At 63.1% G+C, this 21598-nt stretch carries 14 protein-coding genes, 1 tRNA gene and 1 pseudogene; 5 read left to right on the top strand and 11 right to left on the bottom strand.

Annotation, left to right across the window (positions count from 1 at the left end):
* Nucleotides 1-202 precede the first annotated feature (202 nt).
* From lpdA to aceE, 3 genes are all read right to left on the bottom strand, one after another.
* Nucleotides 203-1957, bottom strand: coding sequence for a dihydrolipoyl dehydrogenase (gene lpdA, locus J3489_RS06790; RefSeq protein WP_206996932.1), 1755 nt, complete (start codon nt 1955-1957; stop codon nt 203-205).
* 314 nt (nt 1958-2271) lie between these two features.
* Nucleotides 2272-3948: a dihydrolipoyllysine-residue acetyltransferase gene (gene aceF / locus J3489_RS06785; RefSeq protein ID WP_206996931.1), complete on the bottom strand. Its 1677-nt coding sequence runs from the start codon at nt 3946-3948 to the stop codon at nt 2272-2274.
* A gap of 82 nt (nt 3949-4030) precedes the next feature.
* Complete coding sequence (gene aceE / locus J3489_RS06780) at nt 4031-6727, bottom strand: pyruvate dehydrogenase (acetyl-transferring), homodimeric type (protein ID WP_206996930.1); 2697 nt, start codon at nt 6725-6727, stop codon at nt 4031-4033.
* Between the two features lie 273 nt (nt 6728-7000).
* On the opposite strand from aceE, the gene fixL reads away from it, so the two are divergent.
* From fixL to J3489_RS06760, 4 genes are all read left to right on the top strand, one after another.
* A complete protein-coding gene (gene fixL, locus J3489_RS06775; protein ID WP_206996929.1) occupies nt 7001-9514 on the top strand; it encodes an oxygen sensor histidine kinase FixL in 2514 nt (837 codons plus the stop codon).
* Entirely contained in the window at nt 9511-10155 is a 645-nt protein-coding gene (gene fixJ, locus J3489_RS06770) for an oxygen response regulator transcription factor FixJ (RefSeq protein ID WP_206996928.1), read from the top strand. The genes fixL and fixJ overlap by 4 nt, the downstream gene beginning before the upstream one ends.
* 421 nt (nt 10156-10576) lie before the next feature.
* On the top strand, nt 10577-11431 hold the full coding sequence (gene folD, locus J3489_RS06765; RefSeq protein ID WP_206996927.1) for a bifunctional methylenetetrahydrofolate dehydrogenase/methenyltetrahydrofolate cyclohydrolase FolD: 855 nt from the start codon (nt 10577-10579) through the stop codon (nt 11429-11431).
* A gap of 145 nt (nt 11432-11576) precedes the next feature.
* Nucleotides 11577-13682 carry a M3 family metallopeptidase gene (locus tag J3489_RS06760; protein WP_206996926.1) on the top strand — a complete coding sequence of 702 codons (2106 nt, stop codon included), beginning with the start codon at nt 11577-11579 and terminating at the stop codon, nt 13680-13682.
* A gap of 160 nt (nt 13683-13842) precedes the next feature.
* On the opposite strand, the gene J3489_RS06755 is transcribed toward J3489_RS06760, so the two are convergent.
* From J3489_RS06755 to J3489_RS06725, 7 genes and pseudogenes are all read right to left on the bottom strand, one after another.
* The gene (locus tag J3489_RS06755) at nt 13843-15156 is read right to left on the bottom strand and encodes an amidohydrolase family protein (protein WP_206996925.1); all 1314 of its coding nucleotides are present in this window, start codon (nt 15154-15156) and stop codon (nt 13843-13845) included.
* Nucleotides 15157-15195: 39 nt separating this feature from the next.
* Nucleotides 15196-16398 (bottom strand): DNA polymerase IV, encoded by a 1203-nt coding sequence (dinB, locus tag J3489_RS06750; RefSeq protein WP_242539815.1) that lies wholly within the window; start codon nt 16396-16398, stop codon nt 15196-15198.
* Between the two features lie 363 nt (nt 16399-16761).
* Nucleotides 16762-16838 (bottom strand) — tRNA-Met (locus J3489_RS06745).
* A 251-nt stretch (nt 16839-17089) separates the two neighbouring features.
* A pseudogene (locus J3489_RS37465) lies at nt 17090-17245 on the bottom strand (IS6 family transposase); the annotation flags it as partial.
* Nucleotides 17246-17496: 251 nt separating this feature from the next.
* Nucleotides 17497-18060, bottom strand: coding sequence for a carboxymuconolactone decarboxylase family protein (locus J3489_RS06740; protein WP_206996924.1), 564 nt, complete (start codon nt 18058-18060; stop codon nt 17497-17499).
* A 1072-nt stretch (nt 18061-19132) separates the two neighbouring features.
* Nucleotides 19133-19405, bottom strand: a complete 273-nt coding sequence (locus tag J3489_RS06730) for a hypothetical protein (RefSeq protein WP_206996922.1) — start codon at nt 19403-19405, stop codon at nt 19133-19135.
* Between the two features lie 46 nt (nt 19406-19451).
* Nucleotides 19452-19841, bottom strand: coding sequence for a zinc-binding dehydrogenase (locus J3489_RS06725; RefSeq protein WP_206996921.1), 390 nt, complete (start codon nt 19839-19841; stop codon nt 19452-19454).
* Nucleotides 19842-20085: 244 nt separating this feature from the next.
* Between J3489_RS06725 and J3489_RS06720 the strand changes: the two genes are divergently transcribed.
* Nucleotides 20086-20841, top strand: coding sequence for a TrmB family transcriptional regulator (locus J3489_RS06720; RefSeq protein ID WP_206996920.1), 756 nt, complete (start codon nt 20086-20088; stop codon nt 20839-20841).
* 135 nt (nt 20842-20976) lie between these two features.
* Here the strand turns inward: J3489_RS06720 and J3489_RS37460 are convergent, their stop codons facing one another.
* Nucleotides 20977-21378 carry a type 2 periplasmic-binding domain-containing protein gene (locus tag J3489_RS37460; protein ID WP_242539843.1) on the bottom strand — a complete coding sequence of 134 codons (402 nt, stop codon included), beginning with the start codon at nt 21376-21378 and terminating at the stop codon, nt 20977-20979.
* Between the last annotated feature and the right edge of the window lie 220 nt (nt 21379-21598).

The following is a 21598-nucleotide window of genomic DNA, read 5'->3' as shown; positions in this document are numbered from 1 at the left end:
GTTCTCTCTCGTCAGCGCCGCTTCCAGCAACGCTCCCTCCCCCCGATCGGTCACCCTCTCGCAGTTGCGCTTCGCTCGCTGTGATCAACTTACGGTGGGACCTGCACCCACTGGAGTGCGCCCATGCTGGGCGCACAAACGAAACAGCGCGCCCATTGCTGGGCGCGCCAATGTCGCTTCGCTTAGCGGCGAATGCCGCGGCTTACTTCTTTTTCTGCGGCGGCAAGTCCGTGCAGACGCCTTCGTACAACTCCGCCGCCATCCCGATCGACTCGCCGAGCGTCGGGTGAGGATGGATCGTCTTGCCGATATCGGTTGCATCCGCACCCATTTCGATCGCGAGGCACACTTCGCTGATCAGGTCGCCCGCATTGAGGCCGACGATGCCGCCGCCGATCACGCGATGCGTCTCTTCGTCGAAGATCAGCTTAGTGAAGCCTTCGTCGCGACCGTTCGCGATCGCGCGGCCCGATGCTGCCCACGGGAACACGGCCTTGCCGTACTTGATGCCTTCGGCCTTGCACTGCTCCTCAGTCTTGCCAGCCCACGCGACTTCCGGATCGGTGTAAGCCACCGACGGAATCTGCATTGCGTCGAAGTACGCCTTCTCGCCGTGCGCAGCTTCCGCGGCGACGTGCCCTTCATGCACGGCCTTGTGCGCGAGCATCGGCTGGCCGATGATGTCGCCGATCGCGAAAATATGCGGCACGTTCGTGCGCATCTGCTTGTCGACGTCGATGAAACCGCGGTCGGTCACGGCCACACCTGCCTTCTCCGCGCCGATATTCTTGCCGTTCGGGCTGCGGCCCACGGCGACGAGCACGAGGTCGTAGCGCTGCGGCTCGGCCGACGCCTTCTCGCCTTCGAACGACACATAGATGCCGTCCGGCTTCGCCTCGGCCGCGGTCGTCTTCGTCTTGAGCATGATGTTGGCGAAGTGCTTGCCGCCGTACTTCTCCCACACCTTCACGAGATCGCGGTCCGCGCCCAGCATCAGGCCATCGAGCATTTCGACGACGTCGATCTGCGCGCCGAGCGTCGCATAGACCGTCGCCATTTCGAGTCCGATGATGCCGCCGCCGATCACGAGCATGCGCTGCGGAATCTGACGCAGTTCGAGCGCGCCGGTCGAATCGACGACACGCGGATCCTCGGGAATGAACGGCAGCTTCACCGCTTGCGAGCCCGCTGCGATGATCGCCTGCTTGAACTTGACGACCTTCTTGCCGCCCTCACCCACGACTTCCATGTGATGCGGATCGACGAACGAGCCGACGCCGGTCACGACTTCGACTTTGCGCGCCTTGGCCATGCCGGCGAGGCCGCCGGTCAGTTTCTTGACGACGCCCGATTTGAAGTCGCGCAACTTGTCGAGATCGATCTCAGGCTTGCCGAACGAGATGCCGTGCGCGGCCAGTTCCTTGACTTCATCCATGATGAGCGCGGTGTGCAACAGCGCCTTCGACGGAATACAACCGACGTTCAAGCACACGCCGCCGAGCGTCGAATAACGTTCGACTAGCACCGTCTTCATGCCGAGATCGGCGGAACGGAACGCAGCCGAGTAGCCGCCGGGCCCTGCGCCGAGCACGATCATGTCGCACTCGATATCGGCGGAGCCGCCGAAGCTGCCCGCTTGCGGCGCGGGCGCAGCGGCCTTCGGGGCTGCCGCGGGAACTGCTGCAGGCGCGGCAGGCTTGGCCGGAGCGGCAGTTGCCTCACCGGCTTCGACGACGGCGACGACGGTCCCTTGGGAGACCTTATCGCCGACTTTGATCTTCACTTCCTTGACGGTGCCGGCGGTATCGCTCGGCACTTCCATCGAAGCCTTGTCCGACTCGAGCGTCAGGAGCGACTGCTCCTTCTCGATCGCGTCACCGGGCTTGATGTTGACTTCGATGACATCGACATCCTTGAAATCACCGATGTCCGGCACCTTCACTTCGACGAGACTCATTAATGTCCCCTTCTCTTATTGACCGTGTTGCCGTGTTGATTAAGAGCGCCGCGCAGACACATTGATCCAGGCCCGAAAAGCTGGCGATGACAAGGGCAGCCCCCCCTTTGCCGTCCGCCGAAGGACGCGCCTTTCTTTTGCCTACTTTTCTTTGGAAGACGCCCCGAAGGAAGTCCCCTTGGGGGACAAAGAAAAGTAGGTGCCGCCCCGCACAGGGGCAACGCTTGAGGACCAACGTGAAATCAAGTTCTACGAAGGACGTGGATAACCGAAATCGAAAAAAACCACGCCCCAGCGACGGCACTAACCAACAATCAAAGAATCACCCGCCGGAAATCGGCAAGCAGCCCGCCCAGATACGCATTGAAGCGCGCAGCTTCTGCCCCGTCGATGACACGGTGGTCATACGACAGCGACAAGGGCAGCGTGAGACGCGGCACGAACTGCTTGCCGTCCCACACCGGCTTCATCGCGCCACGCGACAAACCGAGAATCGCAACCTCAGGCGCATTGATGATCGGCGTAAAGTTCGTGCCGCCGATGCCGCCCAGCGACGAAATCGAGAAGCACCCGCCTTGCATCTGATCCGGCTTGAGCTTGCCTTCGCGCGCGAGCTTCGACAGCTCGGCCATTTCCTTCGCGATCTCGATCAAGCCCTTCTTGTCCGCATCGCGGATCACCGGCACGACGAGACCGTTCGGCGTATCGGCCGCAAAACCGATGTGGAAGTACTGCTTGAAGACGAGGTCGTCGCCGTCGAGGCTCGCGTTGAAGGTCGGGAACTTCTTGAGCGCCGACACCGCGGCCTTGATGACGAACGCGAGCATCGTGATCTTCACGCCCGCCTTCTCGTTTTCCTTGTTCAACTGCACGCGCAGCGCTTCGAGCTCGGTGATGTCCGCTTCGTCGTTGTTCGTGACGTGCGGGATCATCACCCAGTTGCGATGCAGGTTCGCGCCGGAAATCTTCTTGATGCGCGAGAGCGGCTTCGGATCGATCGGGCCGAACTTCGTGAAGTCGATCTTCGGCCACGGCAGCAGGTTCAGCTCTCCGCCACCCGCAGCCGGAGCTGCCGCTGCAGCCGGCGCGCGCTGGCCGGTCATCACGCCCTTGACGAACGCGGTGACATCTTCCTGCGTGATGCGGCCCTTCGGACCGGTGCCCTGCACGAGCGCGACATCGACGCCCAACTCGCGCGCGAACTTGCGCACGGACGGCGACGCGTGGCTCGGCTTGCGCTCGCCGCCGACGCCCGACGGAATGACCGGCGCTTGCGCGAGTGCGGAAGCGGGGGCTGCGGCGCGTTGCGGCGCGGCCGGCTGCGGCTCGTCCATCGGATGCTCGACATGCTTCGCCGCGGCAGGTGCGGGTGCCTGCGCAACCGCACCCGCAACCGCACCCTCGCCTTCGAGCAGCACGATCACGGTGCCTTCCGACACCGCGTCGCCCACCTTCACCTTGATGTCTTTGACGACACCGGCGGCCGGGCTCGGCACGTCCATCGTCGCCTTGTCGGATTCGAGCGTGACGAGCGACTGCTCCTTCTCGACGCGATCGCCCACCTTCACCGCGACCTCGATGACGGGCACGTCTTTATAGTCGCCGATATCCGGAACCTTCACTTCCTGCACACCGCCGCCGCTTGCCGCAGCAGCCGGTGCGGGAGCCGGCGCGGCCGCGCTCGGCGCAGCAGGCGCTGCCGCGCCATTGGCCTGTGCGGGCTTGGCGGCTTCCGCCGCCGGCGCCGCTGCGCCGCCTTCGAGCAGGATGATCAGCGTGCCTTCGGACACCGGATCGCCCTGCTTCACCTTCACTTCCTTGACCGTGCCCGCCGCCGGGCTCGGCACGTCCATCGTCGCCTTGTCGGACTCCAGCGTGACGAGGGACTGCTCTTTCTCGACGGTATCACCCGCCTTCACCAGCACCTCGATCACAGGGATGTCCTTGTAATCGCCGATGTCCGGTACCTTGACTTCGATCGCTTGACTCATTTGTTAGTGTCTCCTGGGCCGCGCGCGCGCATCCCATTCATCGAACGGAAAGCGCGCACGCCGGCATCACGCGGACGATGCCTTAGACGGTCATCGGGTTGGGTTTGGCGGGATCGAGGTGGTACTTCGCGAGCGCGTCGGCGACGACCTTGCGATCGATCGTGCCCTCGTCCGCCAGCGCGTTCAGTGCAGCGACCGTGACCCAGTAACGGTCGACCTCGAAGAAGTGACGCAGCTTTTCGCGCGTGTCCGAGCGTCCGAAGCCGTCGGTGCCGAGCACGACGAAGCGTTGCGGCACGTGGGCGCGGATCTGGTCCGCGAGTGCGCGAACGTAGTCCGTCGACGCAATCACCGGACCCTTCGCGTCCTTCAGCAGCTTCTCGACGTGCGATTGCTTGCGCGGCTCGGCCGGGTGCAGCAGGTTCCAGCGATCCACCGCCTGGCCTTCACGCGCAAGCTCGGTGAAGCTCGGCACGCTCCAGAGGTCGGCGGCGACGCCCCAGTCGTTCTTGAGCAGGCTGGCCGCGGCAATCACTTCGTTGAAGATCGTGCCTGCGCCCATCAGTTGAACGCGCGGCGCCTTCGCATCGGCGTCGGCCTTCTTGAACGCGTACATGCCCTTGATGATGTCGGCCGCCACGCTCTCACCTTGCGGAATCGCCGGGTGCTCGTAGTTCTCGTTCATCACCGTGACGTAGTAGTACACGTCCTCCTGCTCCTGCACCATGCGGCGCAGGCCGTCCTGCATGATGACGGCGAGCTCGTAGCCGAAGGTCGGGTCGTAGCTCACGCAGTTCGGCACCGATGCCGCCCACAGGAGCGAGTGGCCGTCTTCGTGCTGCAGGCCTTCGCCGTTCAGCGTCGTGCGGCCCGCGGTACCGCCCAGCAGGAAGCCGCGCGAGCGCATGTCGCCGGCAGCCCATGCGAGGTCGCCAATGCGCTGGAAGCCGAACATCGAGTAGAAGATGTAGAACGGGATCATGATCTCGCCGTGCGTCGAGTACGACGTCGCGGCTGCGATCCAGTCGCACATGCCGCCGGCTTCGTTGATCCCTTCCTGCAGGATCTGGCCGGTTTCCGATTCCTTGTAGAACATCAGCTGATCGGAATCTTCCGGCACGTACTTCTGGCCATCCTGATTCCAGATGCCGATCTGGCGGAACAAACCTTCCATGCCGAACGTACGCGATTCGTCCGGCACGATCGGCACGACGCGCTTGCCGAGCGCCTTGTCCTTCAACAGGATGTTGAGAATTCGCACGAACGCCATCGTCGTCGAGATCTCACGGCCTTCGCCCGTGCCCTTCAGCAGAGGCTCGAACGCTTCGAGTGCCGGCACCGGCAGCGATTCCGCCTTCTGGCGGCGCGCCGGCAGATAGCCGCCGAGCTCCTGGCGGCGTGCGCGCATGTACTCGAGTTCCTTCGAGCCTTCCTCGAACTTGATGTACGGCACGTCGACGATGGCTTCGTCGGAGATCGGCAGACGGAACTGGTCGCGGAACTTCTTGAGCTGATCCACCTGCATCTTCTTCTGCTGGTGGGTGATGTTCATGGCCTGGCCGGCTTCGCCCATGCCGTAGCCCTTGATCGTCTTCGCGAGGATCACGGTCGGCTGGCCCTTCGTATCCGTCGCCGCCTTGAACGCCGCGTAGATCTTGTGCGGATCGTGACCGCCGCGGTTCAGGTCCCAAATGTCGTCGTCGGACCAGTCGGCGACGAGCGCCTTCAGTTCCGGCGAGTTGAAGAAGTGCTCGCGCACGAACGCGCCCGACTCCGACTTGTACGTCTGGTATTCGCCGTCGACGACTTCCATCATCCGGCGCATCAGCGCGCCCGTCTTGTCGCGCGCGAAGAGCGCATCCCAGCGGCTGCCCCAGATCGCCTTGATCACGTTCCAGCCGGCGCCGCGGAACTCCGATTCGAGTTCTTGAATGATCTTGCCGTTGCCGCGCACCGGGCCGTCGAGGCGCTGCAGGTTGCAGTTGATGACGAACACGAGGTTCTCGAGCCGCTCGCGGCCGGCCATGCCGATCGCGCCGAGCGATTCCGGCTCGTCGGTTTCGCCGTCGCCGAGGAACGCCCAGACCTTGCGGCCCTCCGTCTTCGCGATGCCGCGCGCCTGCAGGTACTTCATGAAGCGCGCCTGGTAGATCGCCATGATCGGGCCGAGACCCATCGACACGGTCGGGAACTGCCAGAAGTCCGGCATCAGCCACGGGTGCGGATACGAGGAGATGCCCTCGCCGCCCACTTCCTGGCGGAAGTTGTCGAGCTGGCTTTCGGACAGGCGCCCGAGCAGGAACGCGCGCGAGTAGACGCCCGGCGACGAGTGGCCCTGCACGAACACGAGATCGCCGCCGTGCTCGGCGGACGGAGCGTGCCAGAAGTGGTTGAAGCCGACGTCATAGAGCGTGGCCGCCGACGCGAACGACGCAATATGGCCGCCGACGTTCGTGTGCTTGCCCGCGCGCAGGACCATCGCGATGGCGTTCCAGCGCGTGTACGAGCGAATCCGGTGTTCGATGTCCTGGTCGCCGGGAATGCGTGCCTGGCCCGCGACCGGGATCGTATTGATGTAGGGAGTGTTCGCTGAGAAAGGCAGGTGCTCGCCGTGCACGCGGGCAAATTCGATTTGCTTCTCGATCAGGTAGTGCGCGCGGTCGGGGCCGACAGCAGAAATCACGCCATCGAGGGCTTCAAGCCACTCACCCGTTTCCTGGGGGTCGTCGTCTTTATCGGCAGCGACATATTTCATGACTTCGTCGGGTACAGCGGACATTCTCGTCTCCTGATTTTGAGAAATGCACTTGGAACACACGACGCGGGCCGGCACCGGCCGCGGCAGCTTTCGGCGATTGTAATGAGCCGAGCGCTGCCAGCGCAACAAAATTTTCGAATTACGAGATCGATTCTCATAATGCGGAATTTTGTTGCAGCGCACCTCGGATGGACGGTGAAATCATGATTACGCGACTCGAATTATCGAGATTAGCCCCTGTTCGCCGTCCTTTTACGCCAATTGCGGATGACACGCTGCGCTACAATGCGAGCCATGTTGACCGAACGGCTATTCACACGCTCGGCGCGGCCGTCCCGCTCCCGGGCGGACGCCTCGCCGTCCCGCTGGCACCACGGACCGTGGTGGTCGAACTCCTATTTGCTCACGCCGCTTCTGTCGATCCTCGTGTTCCTGGTCGTCATGAGCCTGATCCTGTGGAGCCTGAACCGGCGCGAACAACAGCAGCAGGAAGACACCCTATACCGGAACGTCGCCTGGGCCCAGCAACAGATTCGCTTGTCGATGACGGGGGCGCAGGAGCAGCTGCAGGCGCTTTCGCGCGACCTCGCGGCGGGCCACGCCGATCCCCATTCGTTCCTGGTGTCGACCACCGACATCATGCAGGGCCATCCCGAGATCCTCTATCTGAACTGGTACACGAACGAGGATGTCGCGCGCTGGCCGAACAATCCGCTGCCGATGCTCGGCCAGCGCCTCGCGCGGCCGAACGACGCGCAGATGGACGAAGCCGTCAGGGCGGCGTTCAACGAAGCGAAGAGCACGCGGCGCCAGGTCTATTCGCCGCTCATCTACGACGATCTCGGCAATGGCTATCTGACGCTGCAAACGCCGGTCTACCGCGATCGCGACTTTCTCGGCACGGTCGCCGCGGTGTTTTCGATCGAAGGGATCCTGAAGCACGACATCCCGCCTGAGCTGTCGGCGAAGTACAAGATCTCGATCACCGACGCGAACAATCGCGAACTCGCCACCACCTCGACGCGCCCGCGCCTGCCGCGCGACGTCTTCTACGACCTGCCGCTCGACCCGCCGGGCCAGGGCGTGACGGTGCGCGTCTACTCGTTTCCGCAGATCACCAACTTCACGAACAACACGCTCGTCTGGCTCGTCGCCGGCCTGTCGTGCTTTGTGCTGTGGAGCCTGTGGAGCCTCTGGAAGCACACGCGCCAGCGCTTCGAAGCGCAGCAGGCGCTGTACGCCGAGGCGTTCTTTAGGCGCGCGATGGAAAACTCGGTGCTGATCGGCATGCGCGTGCTCGACATGCACGGCCGCATCACGCACGTGAACCCCGCGTTCTGCCGAATGACGGGCTGGGACGAAAGCGACCTCGTCGGCAAAACGGCGCCGTTTCCGTACTGGCCGCGCGATTCGTATCCGGAAATGCAGCGCCAGCTCGACATGACGCTGCGCGGCAAGGCGCCGTCGTCGGGCTTCGAATTGCGCGTGCGGCGCAAGGACGGTTCGCTCTTTCACGCGCGCCTCTACGTCTCCCCGCTCATCGACAGTTCGGGCCGGCAGACCGGCTGGATGTCGTCGATGACCGACATCACCGAGCCGAAGCGCGCCCGCGAAGAACTCGCCGCCGCGCACGAGCGCTTCACGACCGTGCTCGAAAGCCTCGACGCGGCAGTCTCCGTGCTCGCCGCCGACGAAGCCGAGCTGCTGTTCGCAAACCGCTACTACCGGCATCTGTTCGGCATCCGCCCCGACGGGCATCTGGAATTGGCGGGAGGCGGTTTCGACACGGCGCAGGCTTCGTCCGATTCGATCGACATGGTCGACGCCTATGCCGGCCTGCCCGCCGCTGCGCTCACCGAGAGCACGGCCGACGCGCGCGAGGTCTACGTCCACGGCATCCAGAAGTGGTTCGAAGTGCGCCGCCAGTACATTCAGTGGGTCGACGGCCACCTCGCGCAGATGCAGATCGCGACCGACATCACCTCGCGCAAGCAGGCGCAGGAACTCACGCGCCAGCAGGAAGAAAAACTGCAGTTTACGAGCCGCCTGATGACGATGGGCGAGATGGCGTCGTCCCTCGCGCACGAACTCAACCAGCCGCTCGCCGCCATCAACAACTATTGCTCGGGCACCGTGGCGCTGGTGAAGTCGGGCCGCACGAACTCCGACAATCTGCTGCCCGTGCTCGAAAAGACCGCGCAGCAGGCGGTGCGCGCCGGCATGATCATCAAGCGCATCCGCGAGTTCGTGAAGCGCAGCGAGCCGAAGCGCCAGGCGACGCGTGTCGCCGATATCGTCGCCGATGCGGTCGGTCTCGCCGAAATCGAAGCGCGTAAGCGCAAGATCCGCATCGTCACTGAGATGCGCTCGCGGCTGCCGGTCATCTATGTCGACCCGGTGCTGATCGAGCAGGTGCTCGTCAACCTGCTGAAAAACGCCGCCGAGGCGATGCACGAAGCTCGGCCGAATGCGGTCGATCCGGTGATCCGCGTCGTCGCGCGGATCGATGCGGGGTTCGTCTGCATCAGCGTCATCGACCAGGGCCCGGGCGTCGACGAAGCCGCCACCGAGCGCCTCTTCGAACCGTTCTACAGCACCAAGTCCGACGGCATGGGCATGGGGCTGAACATCTGCCGTTCCATTATCGAGTCGCACCGCGGCCGTCTGTGGGTGGTCAACAACGTCGAAGCTGACGGCCACATCACGGGCGCCACGTTCCACTGCAGTCTGCCCATTGGCGAGCCTCACGACCTGAGCAACGGCGGGTCCGAGGCGCCGAGAACACAAACCGTTACGGGAGAGCTATGAGTAGCCCAGTCACCACTCAGGAAACTGTCTTTGTCGTCGACGATGACGAGGCCGTGCGCGATTCGCTGCGCTGGCTCTTGGAGGCAAACGGCTATCGGGTGCAGTGCTTTTCGAGCGCCGAACAGTTCATCGACGCCTACCAGCCCGCGCAGCACGCCGGCCAGATCGCCTGCCTGATCCTCGACGTGCGGATGTCCGGCATGAGCGGCCTCGAATTGCAGGAGCGGCTGATCGCGGAGAACGCCTCGCTGCCGATCATCTTCGTGACGGGTCACGGCGACGTGCCGATGGCCGTCTCGACGATGAAAAAAGGCGCGATGGACTTTATCGAAAAACCGTTTGACGAGGCGGAACTGCGCAAGCTCGTCGAGCGGATGCTCGACAAGGCCCGAAGCGAAAGCAGCAGCGTCGCGCAGCAGCGCGCCGCCGCCGAGCGGCTCGGCAAGCTGACCGCGCGCGAGCATCAGGTGCTCGAGCGGATCATCGCCGGCCGCCTGAACAAGCAGATCGCAGACGATCTCGGCATCAGCATCAAGACCGTCGAGGCGCACCGCGCGAACATCATGGAAAAGCTCAACGTCAACACGGTCGCCGACCTGTTGCGGCTCGCGCTGTCGAACAAGCCGCAGCAAGCGCAGTAAGCGCTGTTGTTCGTTGCGCTCGCGCCCGGGCTCGCGGTCCGGGCGTAGTTGACCATGGTCGACGTTCAGCGCGGCGGCGACGGCTCCGGCTCGCGCCGCCTCCCGTGCGCTCCCGGGGCGCTCCCGTCCTTTCGCGCCGCACTGTTCCCGGCGTACACAATGCCTCCTGGCAAGCTTGCCCGCAGCCGTCATCCGCTTGGCTTTCCCCGCCGCTCGCGGGTTCGCTCAACGGTATAATTCCGTACTTCGCGGCACGGCCCCGGCCATTGTGCTTCCTGCCCTGTACGTCCCGTTCTTACAGTCGCGCCGAACCGCTTTTCAGTCTGTTCGAACGAGGCGCCGGCCACCCGAGCGCCGCCCCTTCGGCCCGAACTGCGCCTTGCATGACCGATTTCCATACTCGTCACTCGACCGACCCATCATGACAGCCAAACTGATCGACGGCACCGCCCTTTCCAAGACCCTCCGCGCCGAAGTTGCGACGCGCGCCGCCGCGCTCGCCGCGCGCGGCCATCGACCGGGCCTCGCCGTCGTGCTGGTTGGCGACAATCCGGCCAGCGAAGTCTACGTGCGCAACAAGGTGAAAGCGTGCGAGGACAACGGCATCTTCTCGTCCTACGACCGCTATCCCGCGACGCTCTCCGAAGCCGATCTGCTCGCGCGCATCGACGAGCTGAACCGCGATCCGAAGATTCACGGCATCCTCGTGCAACTGCCGCTGCCGAAGCACATCGACAGCCACAAGGTGATCGAAGCGATCGCACCGGAGAAGGACGTCGACGGCTTTCACATCGCAAACGCCGGCGCACTCCTGACCGGCAAGCCGCTCTTTCGCCCCTGCACGCCGTACGGCGTGATGAAGATGTTCGAGGCGTACGGCATCGATCTGAAGGGCGCGAATGCCGTCGTGATCGGCCGTTCGAACATCGTCGGCAAGCCGATGGCGCTACTCTTGCTCGAAGCGGGCGCGACGGTCACGATCTGCCACAGCAAGACGCGCGACATCGCCGCGCACACCCGCGGCGCCGACGTCATCGTCGCGGCGACGGGCCTGCGCAACATCGTGACTGCGGACATGGTGAAGCCGGGCACGGCCGTCATCGACGTGGGCATGAACCGCGACGACGCCGGCAAGCTCTGCGGCGACGTCGATTTCGCGGGCGTCAAGGAAGTGGCCGGGTTCATCACGCCGGTGCCGGGCGGCGTCGGCCCGATGACGATCACGATGCTGCTCGTCAATACGATTGAAGCAGCGGAGCGTGCGGCGGGCAACTAGGCCGATCGGCCAGCTACCGGGCCGCGCCATGCGGCCTGATAATCGCCGCTGTAGAAAGTATCGATTGGAATCGGGGCGCACTGCCCCAATAATGACGACGTAGGGCGCGCGGCGCCCTACGTCATCCAGCCAGACAGGAAGCTCCATGTCATCCAATACCGTCCCGCAGCAAGACAATCCGCTCCTCGATTTCTCCGATCTGCCGCGCTTCGGCGAGATCCAGCCGGCGCACGTGACGCCCGCGCTCGACGTGCTGCTCGCGGCCGCGAACGCCGCCGTCGATCGTGCGAGCGCGCCGGATACACCCGCGGCCTGGGCCGACATCGTCGAGCCGGTCGAGCGCGCGACCGAGCCGCTGTCGCGTGCCTGGGGCGTGATCGGCCATCTGAACGCGGTCGCCGACACACCCGAGCTGCGTGCTGCCTACGGCGAAAACCTGCCGCGCGTGACCGAATTCTGGTCGAGCGTCGGGCAGAATCTCGCGCTGTACGAAAAATACAAGGCGATCGCCGCAAGCCCCGAATTCTCTACGCTCACGACCGAGCGCAAGAAGATCCTGGAAAACGCGCTGCGCGATTTCCGCCTGTCGGGCGCCGAATTGCCGGAAGACCGGAAGCCGCGCTTTGCCGAATTACAGGAGCGGCAAGCGGCTTTGTCCAAGGCATTCTCCGATCACGTGCTCGACGCCACCAACGCCTATGCGTACCTCGCGACCACCGAAGGCGAGCTGGCCGGGCTGCCCGATGACGTCGCCGAAGCCGCGCGCGAGGCAGCCCAACGCGACGGCAAGGAAGGCTGGAAATTCACGCTGCACTTCCCATCGTATTTCCCGGTGATGCAGTACGCGGAAAACCGCGCAATGCGCGAGGCGATGTACCGCGCCTACGTGACGCGCGCGTCGGAACTCGGTGCGCTCTACGGCAACGGCAAAGCGGACTGGGACAACACCGCCAATCTCGCCGATCAGTTGAAGCTGCGCCGCGAGGAAGCGCAAATGCTCGGCTACAACAACTTCGCCGAAGTCTCGCTCGCGCCGAAAATGGCCGAGTCGCCGGCACAAGTCGTCGCGTTCCTCGAAGATCTCGCCAAGCGCGCGCGTCCGTTCGCCGATCAGGATTGGAAAGAGCTGCGCGAATTCGCCGCCGCGGAACTCGGCATGGCCGAAATGCAGCCGTGGGATGTCGCGTTTGCGGGCGAACGCCTGCGCCAGAAGCGCTATTCGTTCTCGGAAAACGAGGTCAAGCAATACTTCCCTGAAGACTCCGTATTGAAGGGCTTGTTCAAGGTCACGGAGACGCTCTTCGGCGTCAGCATCCGCCGCGACCAGGCCGCCACTTGGCACCGCGACGTGCGCTTCTTCCGCGTCGAGAACAAGGACGGCTCGCTCGTCGCGCAGTTCTATCTCGACCTGTACGCGCGCGAAGGCAAGCGCGGCGGCGCATGGATGGACGATGCGCGTTCGCGCCACAAGCGCACCGAAGGCGGCGTGCAGACGCCGGTCGCGTATCTGACGTGCAATTTCTCGGCGCCCGTCGGCGGCAAGCCCGCTTGCTTCACGCACGACGAAGTGATCACGCTGTTCCATGAGTTCGGCCACGGCCTGCATCACATGCTCACGCGCGTCGATGAACTGGGCGTGTCGGGCATCAACGGCGTCGAATGGGATGCGGTCGAGTTGCCGTCGCAGTTCATGGAGAACTTCTGCTGGGAATGGGACGTGCTGACCGACATGTCGTCGCACGTCGAAATGGGGGCTACCCTGCCGCGCGAACTCTTCGACAAGATGCTGGCTGCGAAGAACTTCCAGAGCGGCCTCGGCACGCTGCGGCAGATCGTGTTCTCGATGTTCGACATGATCCTGCACGTCGATTTCGATCCGGCTGCGCAGCAAAGCGCGAACGATCTCGCGCGCGAGATCAACGAGCGCTTCCACGTCATTCCGCAGGCGTCGTTCTCGCGCTGGCCGAACACGTTCAGCCATATCTTCGCGGGCGGCTACGCCGCGGGCTACTACAGCTACAAGTGGGCGGAGGTGCTGTCCGCCGACGCGTATGCCGCGTTCGAAGAAGCCGCGAAGGCCGCGAGCGGCAGCGTGCTCGATGCGGCGACCGGTACGCGCTATCGTCGCGAGATCCTGGAAGTGGGCGGCAGCCGGCCCGCGATGGAGTCGTTCAAGGCGTTCCGCGGCCGCGAGCCGCAAATCGACGCGCTGCTCCGGCACAGCGGCATGACGGCTAACGCTGCGCACTAACCCGCGCGCGGTATTGCGCGGCGCGCCGCCCGTTCAGGTCGATGGGCTGCGCGCCGAGAACTTTCCTTGTGGATCGATGAACCGGTGACACAGCACGACGTGCGGGTCACCGGTTTTTTTCGTGGGTTCGCGTCGCGGTTCACAACGCGCTTGGCTTCACTCAGCGAGATAGCTTGAAGTCAACTTCCGCCGGCCGACCTTCCAGCGACAGCGCCGCGCGCGCCGCAGGCGAACGCGCGACCACTCTGCCCCGCCTCACCACCGCCAGCCGCGCAGCACGCAGGCGGATCGCGTCGATCGGATCGCGCGCGTCGAGCAGCACGCAGTCGGCGTAGCAGCCGGGCGCGATCCCGTAGCCTTCGAGACCGAGGATTGTTGCGGCGTTGACGGTCACCGCATCGAACGAGGCGCGCATCGCGTCGACGCCCGTCATCTGCGCGACGTGCAGCCCCATATGCGCGACCTCGAGCATGTCCGCCGAGCCGAGGCTGTACCAAGGGTCCATCACGCAATCGTGCCCGAACGCGACGTTGATCCCTGCCGCGAGCATCTCCGGAACGCGGGTCATGCCACGCCGTTTCGGATAGGTGTCCGAGCGGCCCTGCAGCGTGATGTTGATCAGCGGATTCGCAATCGCCGCGACGCCCGCCTCGCGCATCAGCGGCAGCAGCTTGCTCACGTAGTAGTTGTCCATCGAATGCATCGACGTCAGATGCGAGCCCGCAACGCGCCCGTGAAGCCCGAGCCGGTGCGTTTGTGCGGCGAGCGTTTCGATGTGGCGAGACATCGGGTCGTCCGACTCGTCGCAATGCATGTCGACGCGCAAGCCTTTCTCGGCCGCGAATTCGCACAGCAGGCGGACCGATTCGGCGCCATCGGCCATCGTCCGCTCGAAGTGTGGAATACCGCCGACGACATCGGCACCCATCTCGATCGCGCGCTTCAGATTGTCGAATCCCCCAAGGGGACGTCCTCCGGGGCGAGCGTCCGCGCTGCGCAATAGGCCGTCCTGCGGAAACGCGACCAATTGCAGATCGAGATATGGCGCCACGCGCCGCTTCACTTCGAGCAGCGCCTCGACCGCAAGCAAGCGCGCATCGCTGACATCGACGTGCGAGCGGATCGCCAACAACCCGCGCGCGACGGCCCAATCGCAATACTGCAGCGCGCGCTCGACGAGCGCATCTTGCGTCAAGTGCGGCTTGAGCTCGCCCCAAAGCGCAATGCCCTCGAGCAGCGTGCCCGACGCGTTGACGCGCGGCAATCCATAGGAAAGCGTCGCGTCCATATGAAAGTGCGCATCGACGAACGGCGGCGCGACGAGCAGGCCGGCCGCGTCGATTTCCTCGCGCGCGGCGGCCGCGAGCCTCGGCTCGACTGCGACGATGCGATCGCCGTCGATGCCGATATCGACCGGCTCGTCTCGATGCGCGATGTGTGTGGTGAGTACGGCGCGGCGAATAATCAGGTCCATCGGCAGCTCCTTGGGGCGCTCGTTAGTCTGGGTTCGATTCTATCGATCCCGCTCCCCATCCGGTACATTCTCGAACAACGAAAACTGCCCATGCAGCGTCGAATCGTCTTCTTCGAGACGCACCCCGACGCCCAGCAAGCGAACCGGCCGATTACGCCGCGCCAAACCTTTTTCGAGCAGCCCCAGCAGCGTAGGCACATGCGTCGCGTCGCCGACGGACGCCCCGGAGGAAATCCCCCGCCCCGCAGGAAGTCCCCTTGGGGGATTTGGGGACTCGACCGTCGTGCGCTGAAAATCTGCGAAACGGATCTTCACGTACAGCTTGCGCACCGCCGATGCAGCGCCCGCGCGCATGATCCGTTCGTCGAGCTGCTCGGTAAGACGCCGAATCTCCGCCGCGCATTCGTCGAACGTCTTCAGATCCGTCACGTAGGTAGTCTCGACGCTGATCGATTTGCGCTCCTGGTCAGCCTGCACCGCGCGCTGGTCGACGCCGTGCGACAGCTCGTAAAGCCGCTGCCCGAACGCGCCGAAGTGCCGATGCAGATCGATCAGCGTCCAGGCGCGCATCTCGAGGCAAGTCGTGATGCCGAGCTTCTCGAGCTTTGCCGCCGTGACCTTGCCGACGCCGTGAATCTTGCGCACCGGCAACGCCGCGACGAACGCGTCGACTTCATGCGGACGCACGACGAAGAGCCCGTCGGGCTTGTTCCAATCGGAGGCGATTTTCGCCACGAATTTGTTCGGCGCCACGCCCGCCGACACCGTCACGCCGACCGTCTCGCGAACCCGCTCGCGAATCTCCTCGGCCATCAGGGTCGCGCTGCCCTTGCAGTGCTCGGAGCGGGTGACGTCGAGATAGGCTTCGTCGAGCGACAGCGGCTCGACATCGGGCGTGTAATCGCGATAGATCGCCATGATCTGCCGCGAGGCGGCCCGGTACTTCTCCATCGCGGGCCGCAGTATCAGCAACTCCGGACATTTGCGCATCGCGAGCGCCGACGACATCGCCGAATGCACGCCGAAACGGCGCGCCTCGTAGTTGCAAGTCGCGACGACGCCGCGCGCCTCGGGACGGCCGCCGACCGCGAGTGGCCTGCCGCGCAACGACGGATCGTCGCGCATTTCGACCGAAGCGTAGAAGCAGTCGCAATCGCAATGGATGATCTTGCGCACGGCGGCGCGGCTCGCGCCGGAAGGCGCAAGCGCGGGCGGGATGGAGTGCGGATCGAGCGGGTTCAAAGTGGCACCACTGTACAAAAATACAGTGGTGATTTCAAGATGGGCGGCCGGCGCGCGGAAGCATCGCTGTACCGGCGAAACGTCTGCTATTTGTCCCGCGGCAAAGGCCCCGGCCGCGCTTAAATCAGCGCGCGGGCGACCGGGCTGCGCTAGGCGCAAACATGGCCGACGCCGCGCAGCAACTCGAGTTCGGCGATACAACGTCGCTGCACGCACAAGCACCGGTCGATTGGGCTGCACGCGATTGAGCTGCGCACTCCGTGGCGATGAGCGCCGGCGAATCGAGCCGCTCGTCAAATCAGCCGTGGGCAGAAACAACAAAGCCCGCACGGCGGTATGCCAGCGGGCTTTGCTTTGAAGGCTTGGTTGCGGGGGTAGGATTTGAACCTACGACCTTCGGGTTATGAGCCCGACGAGCTGCCAGACTGCTCCACCCCGCGTCAGAGAGAGCGCATTGTAAGGGCTTCTCCGTGGCGCGTCAAATTTGAATTGGCGGAAGGCAGCAAACTCCAACTGCCGCCCGGAAAGCCTCGCCAGGTTCGACTCCCACCGTTACGGATCGCCTCCTACCCGTGATCCTACCCACGCTTGGCGCCAAATCAACTGCGACCAACCCCGCTCGGTGTTTGGGCGCCATGTGCAACGCACTTCCACTAGATAAACATGGTCGCGGCTGCCTGCCGGCACAAAGACGGATCGTTTCGTACGTGACCACGATGCCTCGTTCGAGCAACGATTCCTCGATGTCGCACAGGCTCAGGCCGAACCGGAAATACCAGCGAACCGCGCAGCTGATAACCACGGCGGGGAAGCGGCGCCCGTGGTAAAGCGATTTCGTCTTTTTCATCGCTTCATTCTACCGCCGCCTGAGCCGCACCAACTTGACGGAGCCGCCGCTGCTGCTGCCGTCGCCGAGCGGGACGGGCCACACTGGAGAGCTCCTTGAACGCGCTCAACGCCTCGCTCTCGACGTTGCTCAAGTCAGTCGGCAGGCGATCGAGCGCGTGCGAGAGGTGGCTCAGCATCGCGCCGAACAGGTCAGGGAGCGCTATTCAGATCGGGGTATGGACATGGCTATGTAAAGAGGGACTGCTATCGTTATTTGGCTTCCGCCACGGCTTGGCGAACGACCTCGGCGCCATGGACCGCATCGATTTCGATCTCTGCGACTTCCGATACGCGCACCACCATCATGTAACAGCCGATGGTATAGATAGCCTCAACGATTTGGCGGGATGAATAGAACGCAGAGAGTGCACCAAAAACGTAGTCATCAACCCGTCCAGCCCGAACCACTTGCCTTGTAAAGGCAAGGATGGCGATCTCTCGTTCATTGAATACTGGCGCGTTGAAGCGACCGTCGTCGATCGCATCAATCTTGTCCCGGGAGATGCCCATCTCCTCCGCAATCTCCACATGTTGCGCCCATTCATATTTCGAGCGTTCAAGATGTTGAACGGCAAGCGCAATGATCTCCCGTTCGCGTGGGGGAATATCAAGCTTCGCAAAAATGGCTTTCGCGAATTCCATAAAGGGTAAAAAAACAGTCGTTCCATGAGCGAGAAGCCGAGCTAAATTTAATTTTCCGGCCGGTGCGACACGAAAAAATTCAAGCTGGGCAGGTGTGAGCTCTTCATCTTTTGCCAGAGGTATCCGGGTCATCGTAATTTCCTCGCTCTCGTGAGCTATTGTCGAAAGTGGTGTACGGGGTCCGGGGAGCAACGGAACAGGGAAGTCAGTTAAACGTGTTCATAAGAGGGTCGTCCAGCGAACGCCTGCGCCGCTGGCTTCGGCTCGATACTGATCAAGATTGCTGACGTCTCGTTAAGATGGTCCGATAAATTTATCGATCTACGTCTCTTAATCGTACGTCCGCCTTGTCCCACGGGGCTATTCATGCGAAGACCTTGGCTTAACTGAGTTCGCTGTTCCGTTGCTCCCCGGACCCCCGATGCAAACCGCCGCGCTCGCCAGCGCAGCGAAAGTCGCAAGCGCTGCTAGCGCGATTTTCCATTCAGTTCGCACCATGACGTTCGCCCGAACGGTGCGTCGATTACACGCCATTTGCCTTGGGTTTCCAAGGCTTATCAATCACCGCCGCACGTGAAAAAAATGCGCCACCACCTGCAGTGGTGGCGCCAAAGCGCTTCGAACCGGGGAGGCCGAAGACGCGGAGGTTACGTTCGTCGCAAGTAGCGTTCGGTTGGATCTCTGTGGGGTGATATCGCTTGCTCTCAGGTGCGGCCTGACTGTAAGGTGCATTTCGGCTCAAATGCGATGGAAGCCCGGCGGTGACACGCTGCGAAACCTGCGAGAATCGACCACATGCGAACGATGCCATGGATACGCACGCATCGGTTACCACAATCCCCCGAGTGTTGTGCCTGATTCTGCGAGCGATGCGCAGGCGGATCTATCCGCAATTGCCTTGAAATGATGATGCAAGGAGGACTTATCCCGACATAGCCTGTAAGTTCCGCAATGTCCAGCGGTTGCACATAGTGTGCGCACCCCTTTGGGGTATCAGGCACAACACTTGCGGGATTGAGCAAACTTGCCGAAGATTCACAAGCATGGCGGCAGCAGCCCCTTGGATAGGCTCAGCGGATTGTGGGATTCGCAAAAGCCATTCCGCGATCGCTTGCTCGTCGCGCTTAAAAAAGGTGCCCACGAGGGGGACGAAACCATGCCTGCGAGGACATTGACCGGTTGCTCGGGGACTCATGACATCAAACTAGAGCATCTCCGGCGTGTCGTCGAAGTACTCCATGACCTCGTTGACATGCTTCGGGAGGTCGTTGCTGTACAGCCGCATCAGCTTGCATTCAATCCCCTCTACCTCAACTTTCGGATCGCCGCCCTGGTGCGCTAACGGTTCGGCGGCTACGACCAGCGCGGACGCAGCGACTGTCGAGAGCAATGCGCCTTGAATGAGATGGCGGCGGCTCATCGTCGCAACAGACACCTGCTCGTTGGCTTGGTGCGGTTTAACGCCTGACTTCTTCATTGGACCACTCCTCATGACGGCACGATGGGCTCGAGTTGAATCGCGCTCAGTCGCCGACCTTGATCACGACCTTGCCGAAGTGGTTGGCCGATTCCAGGTACGCGTAGGCCTGGCGCGCCTGATCGAAGCTGAAGACCCGATCGATCGTCGGCCGAATCTTTGCGGCGGTGACGAACCGACTCAGATCCTCGAACATCGCGCGGCTGCCGACTAAAATGCCCGTCAGGCGCGCGGCTCGCATCAGGACCGGCTGAATCTCGATCTCAGTTGCCCAGCCGCCGACGCCGCCAACGAGGGCAACCGTGCCACCGGGGCGTATGGAGGCGACCGAACGCCCCAGAGTGGCGTCGAGCACGTGCGCGCTGTACGTGATGGCAGCGCCGGCGTTCAGGTTGACGGCAACGCCCAGCGCTTCGGCGATCTCGTCATCGGACACGCCGAGCTTGACGCTCAGCCGGTCCGCTGCTCGCCAGCTTCGGGTCAATGTGGTTCATCGACTCCGCGCGTCAACGAATTGACTGAGACGAATGCTATTCGGACGTCCGGCGCACGTCCTAAATAATCGTTCAAAAGCTTTACAAATGTTGTTATCCAATTGATTTGTATCGGTTTTTGCCGCACCATTCAGGCGAACGAATCCGACTGCAACGACCATCACCTTCCCGGATCGGTTGGCGAAAATGAACCTTATCGAGATGCTCCAGGCGGCCGGCATCGACGGGAACAAGGCCGACTTCTATCTGGCCTCGCTCGAACTCGGCGAGGCCACCGTCGCTTCCATCGCCCAGAAGGCGGGCATCGGCCGCACCAACGCATACGAAGTGCTGGACCGGCTGCTCGCCGATGGACTCGTCGCGACCGTGCAGAAAGGCGCGCGCAGCTACGTGATTCCGCAGGATCCGATCGCCCTGCTCAGGCGCATCGAGGAACAACGTCGGCTCGTCCAGGAAGTGCTCCCGCAACTGCGCTCGATTCACAACTCAGCGGGTGGAAAACCGAAGGTGCGCTATTTCTCGGGCATCGAAGGGATCAAGACCGTGCTCAATGAAACGCTCGAATGTCAAAGCAAGCAGTTGCGCGCCGTCATGTCGAACAGCGAGCTGTTTCAGATGCCGGGCTTCGAGGTCATCAGGGATGTCGTCGCGCGACGCGTCCGTGCGGGCATCAATCTGCGCATAATCCGCTCGGGCCCGGGCGATGCGCGCGATCTGTGGCGATCGTCGACGCGCGATCTCCGCGAACTCCGCTGCGCGCCCGCCGATTTCGAAGTGGGTATCACGACTTATCTGTACGACGATACCGTGGCCTTCATTTCATCGCGCGCCGAGCACTACGCACTGTCCATTCAAAGCGCGGAGTTCTATACGTTCCAGTGCGGTATGTTCGAAGTGCTGTGGAGCGCGAGCACGCCCGATCGGCCCGACAGACCTGCATGAGACGCGGTTTCGTTCGCTCCTGGCTGACCCCACCCGATCGAGACGCATGTGAAGCAGCCGACGCCCTCCCCAACCGGAGGTGTTTGGCGTTGAAGGCGCGCGATCTGTGCCGGGCGACCCGACGCTGGTCATAGGCTATACCTTCGTCGGATCGGAGCGCCGCGCTTCGGAAGAAACGGTGCGCTTTGCGTGGATCGAAAACTCCGTTAGTAATGCGAAGCCACCGCCCGCGAGCACCGCCGTCCGTGCCGCCGTAGCCGTGTTCACGCGCATCGCGTTCTCGCAGCGCACGCTGCGCACGGCTTTGTCCTGCGTAACGAGGCCCGCCGCAAACCGCTCCCCATCGCGCGTCGACGATCGCCACAGATCGCGCGCATCACCCGGACCCGAGCGGATCACGCGCAGGTTGATGCCTGCACGCGCACGTCGCGCGACGACATCCCTGATGAACTCGAAGCCGGGCATCTGAAACAGCGCGCTGTTCAACGTGACGGCGCGCAACGCCTTGCTCTGACATTCAAGCGTGTCGTTGAGCACGGCCTTGATCCCTTCGATGCCGGCCGCCTGGAGCGCGTTTCAGCCCGATTCGTTCGCCTGAATGGTACGTAAAAAACGTATACAAATCAATTGGATAACAACGTTTATAAAGCTCTTGAACGATTATTTAGGACGCGCGCCGGAGGCCCGATTAGCATTCGTCTCAGTCAATTCGTTGACGCGCGGAGTCGATGAGCCACATTGACCCGAAGCTGGCGAG

Origin of the sequence: Trinickia mobilis (assembly GCF_017315705.1) — a bacterium.
GTDB lineage: Bacteria > Pseudomonadota > Gammaproteobacteria > Burkholderiales > Burkholderiaceae > Trinickia_A > Trinickia_A mobilis.
The sequence above is the reverse complement of the archived record's forward strand: the minus strand, read 5'-3'. Positions and strand labels throughout refer to the sequence as shown.

Coding starts and splice junctions, on each gene's coding strand:
- J3489_RS06730 (WP_206996922.1), bottom strand. CDS start 19,405: ATGAAGAAGTCAGGCGTTAAACCGCACCAAGCCAACGAGCAGGTGTCT.
- J3489_RS06755 (WP_206996925.1), bottom strand. CDS start 15,156: ATGGACCTGATTATTCGCCGCGCCGTACTCACCACACACATCGCGCAT.
- aceE (WP_206996930.1), bottom strand. CDS start 6,727: ATGTCCGCTGTACCCGACGAAGTCATGAAATATGTCGCTGCCGATAAA.
- J3489_RS06720 (WP_206996920.1), top strand. CDS start 20,086: ATGAACCTTATCGAGATGCTCCAGGCGGCCGGCATCGACGGGAACAAG.
- J3489_RS06760 (WP_206996926.1), top strand. CDS start 11,577: ATGTCATCCAATACCGTCCCGCAGCAAGACAATCCGCTCCTCGATTTC.
- J3489_RS06740 (WP_206996924.1), bottom strand. CDS start 18,060: ATGACCCGGATACCTCTGGCAAAAGATGAAGAGCTCACACCTGCCCAG.
- fixL (WP_206996929.1), top strand. CDS start 7,001: ATGTTGACCGAACGGCTATTCACACGCTCGGCGCGGCCGTCCCGCTCC.
- fixJ (WP_206996928.1), top strand. CDS start 9,511: ATGAGTAGCCCAGTCACCACTCAGGAAACTGTCTTTGTCGTCGACGAT.
- folD (WP_206996927.1), top strand. CDS start 10,577: ATGACAGCCAAACTGATCGACGGCACCGCCCTTTCCAAGACCCTCCGC.
- aceF (WP_206996931.1), bottom strand. CDS start 3,948: ATGAGTCAAGCGATCGAAGTCAAGGTACCGGACATCGGCGATTACAAG.
- lpdA (WP_206996932.1), bottom strand. CDS start 1,957: ATGAGTCTCGTCGAAGTGAAGGTGCCGGACATCGGTGATTTCAAGGAT.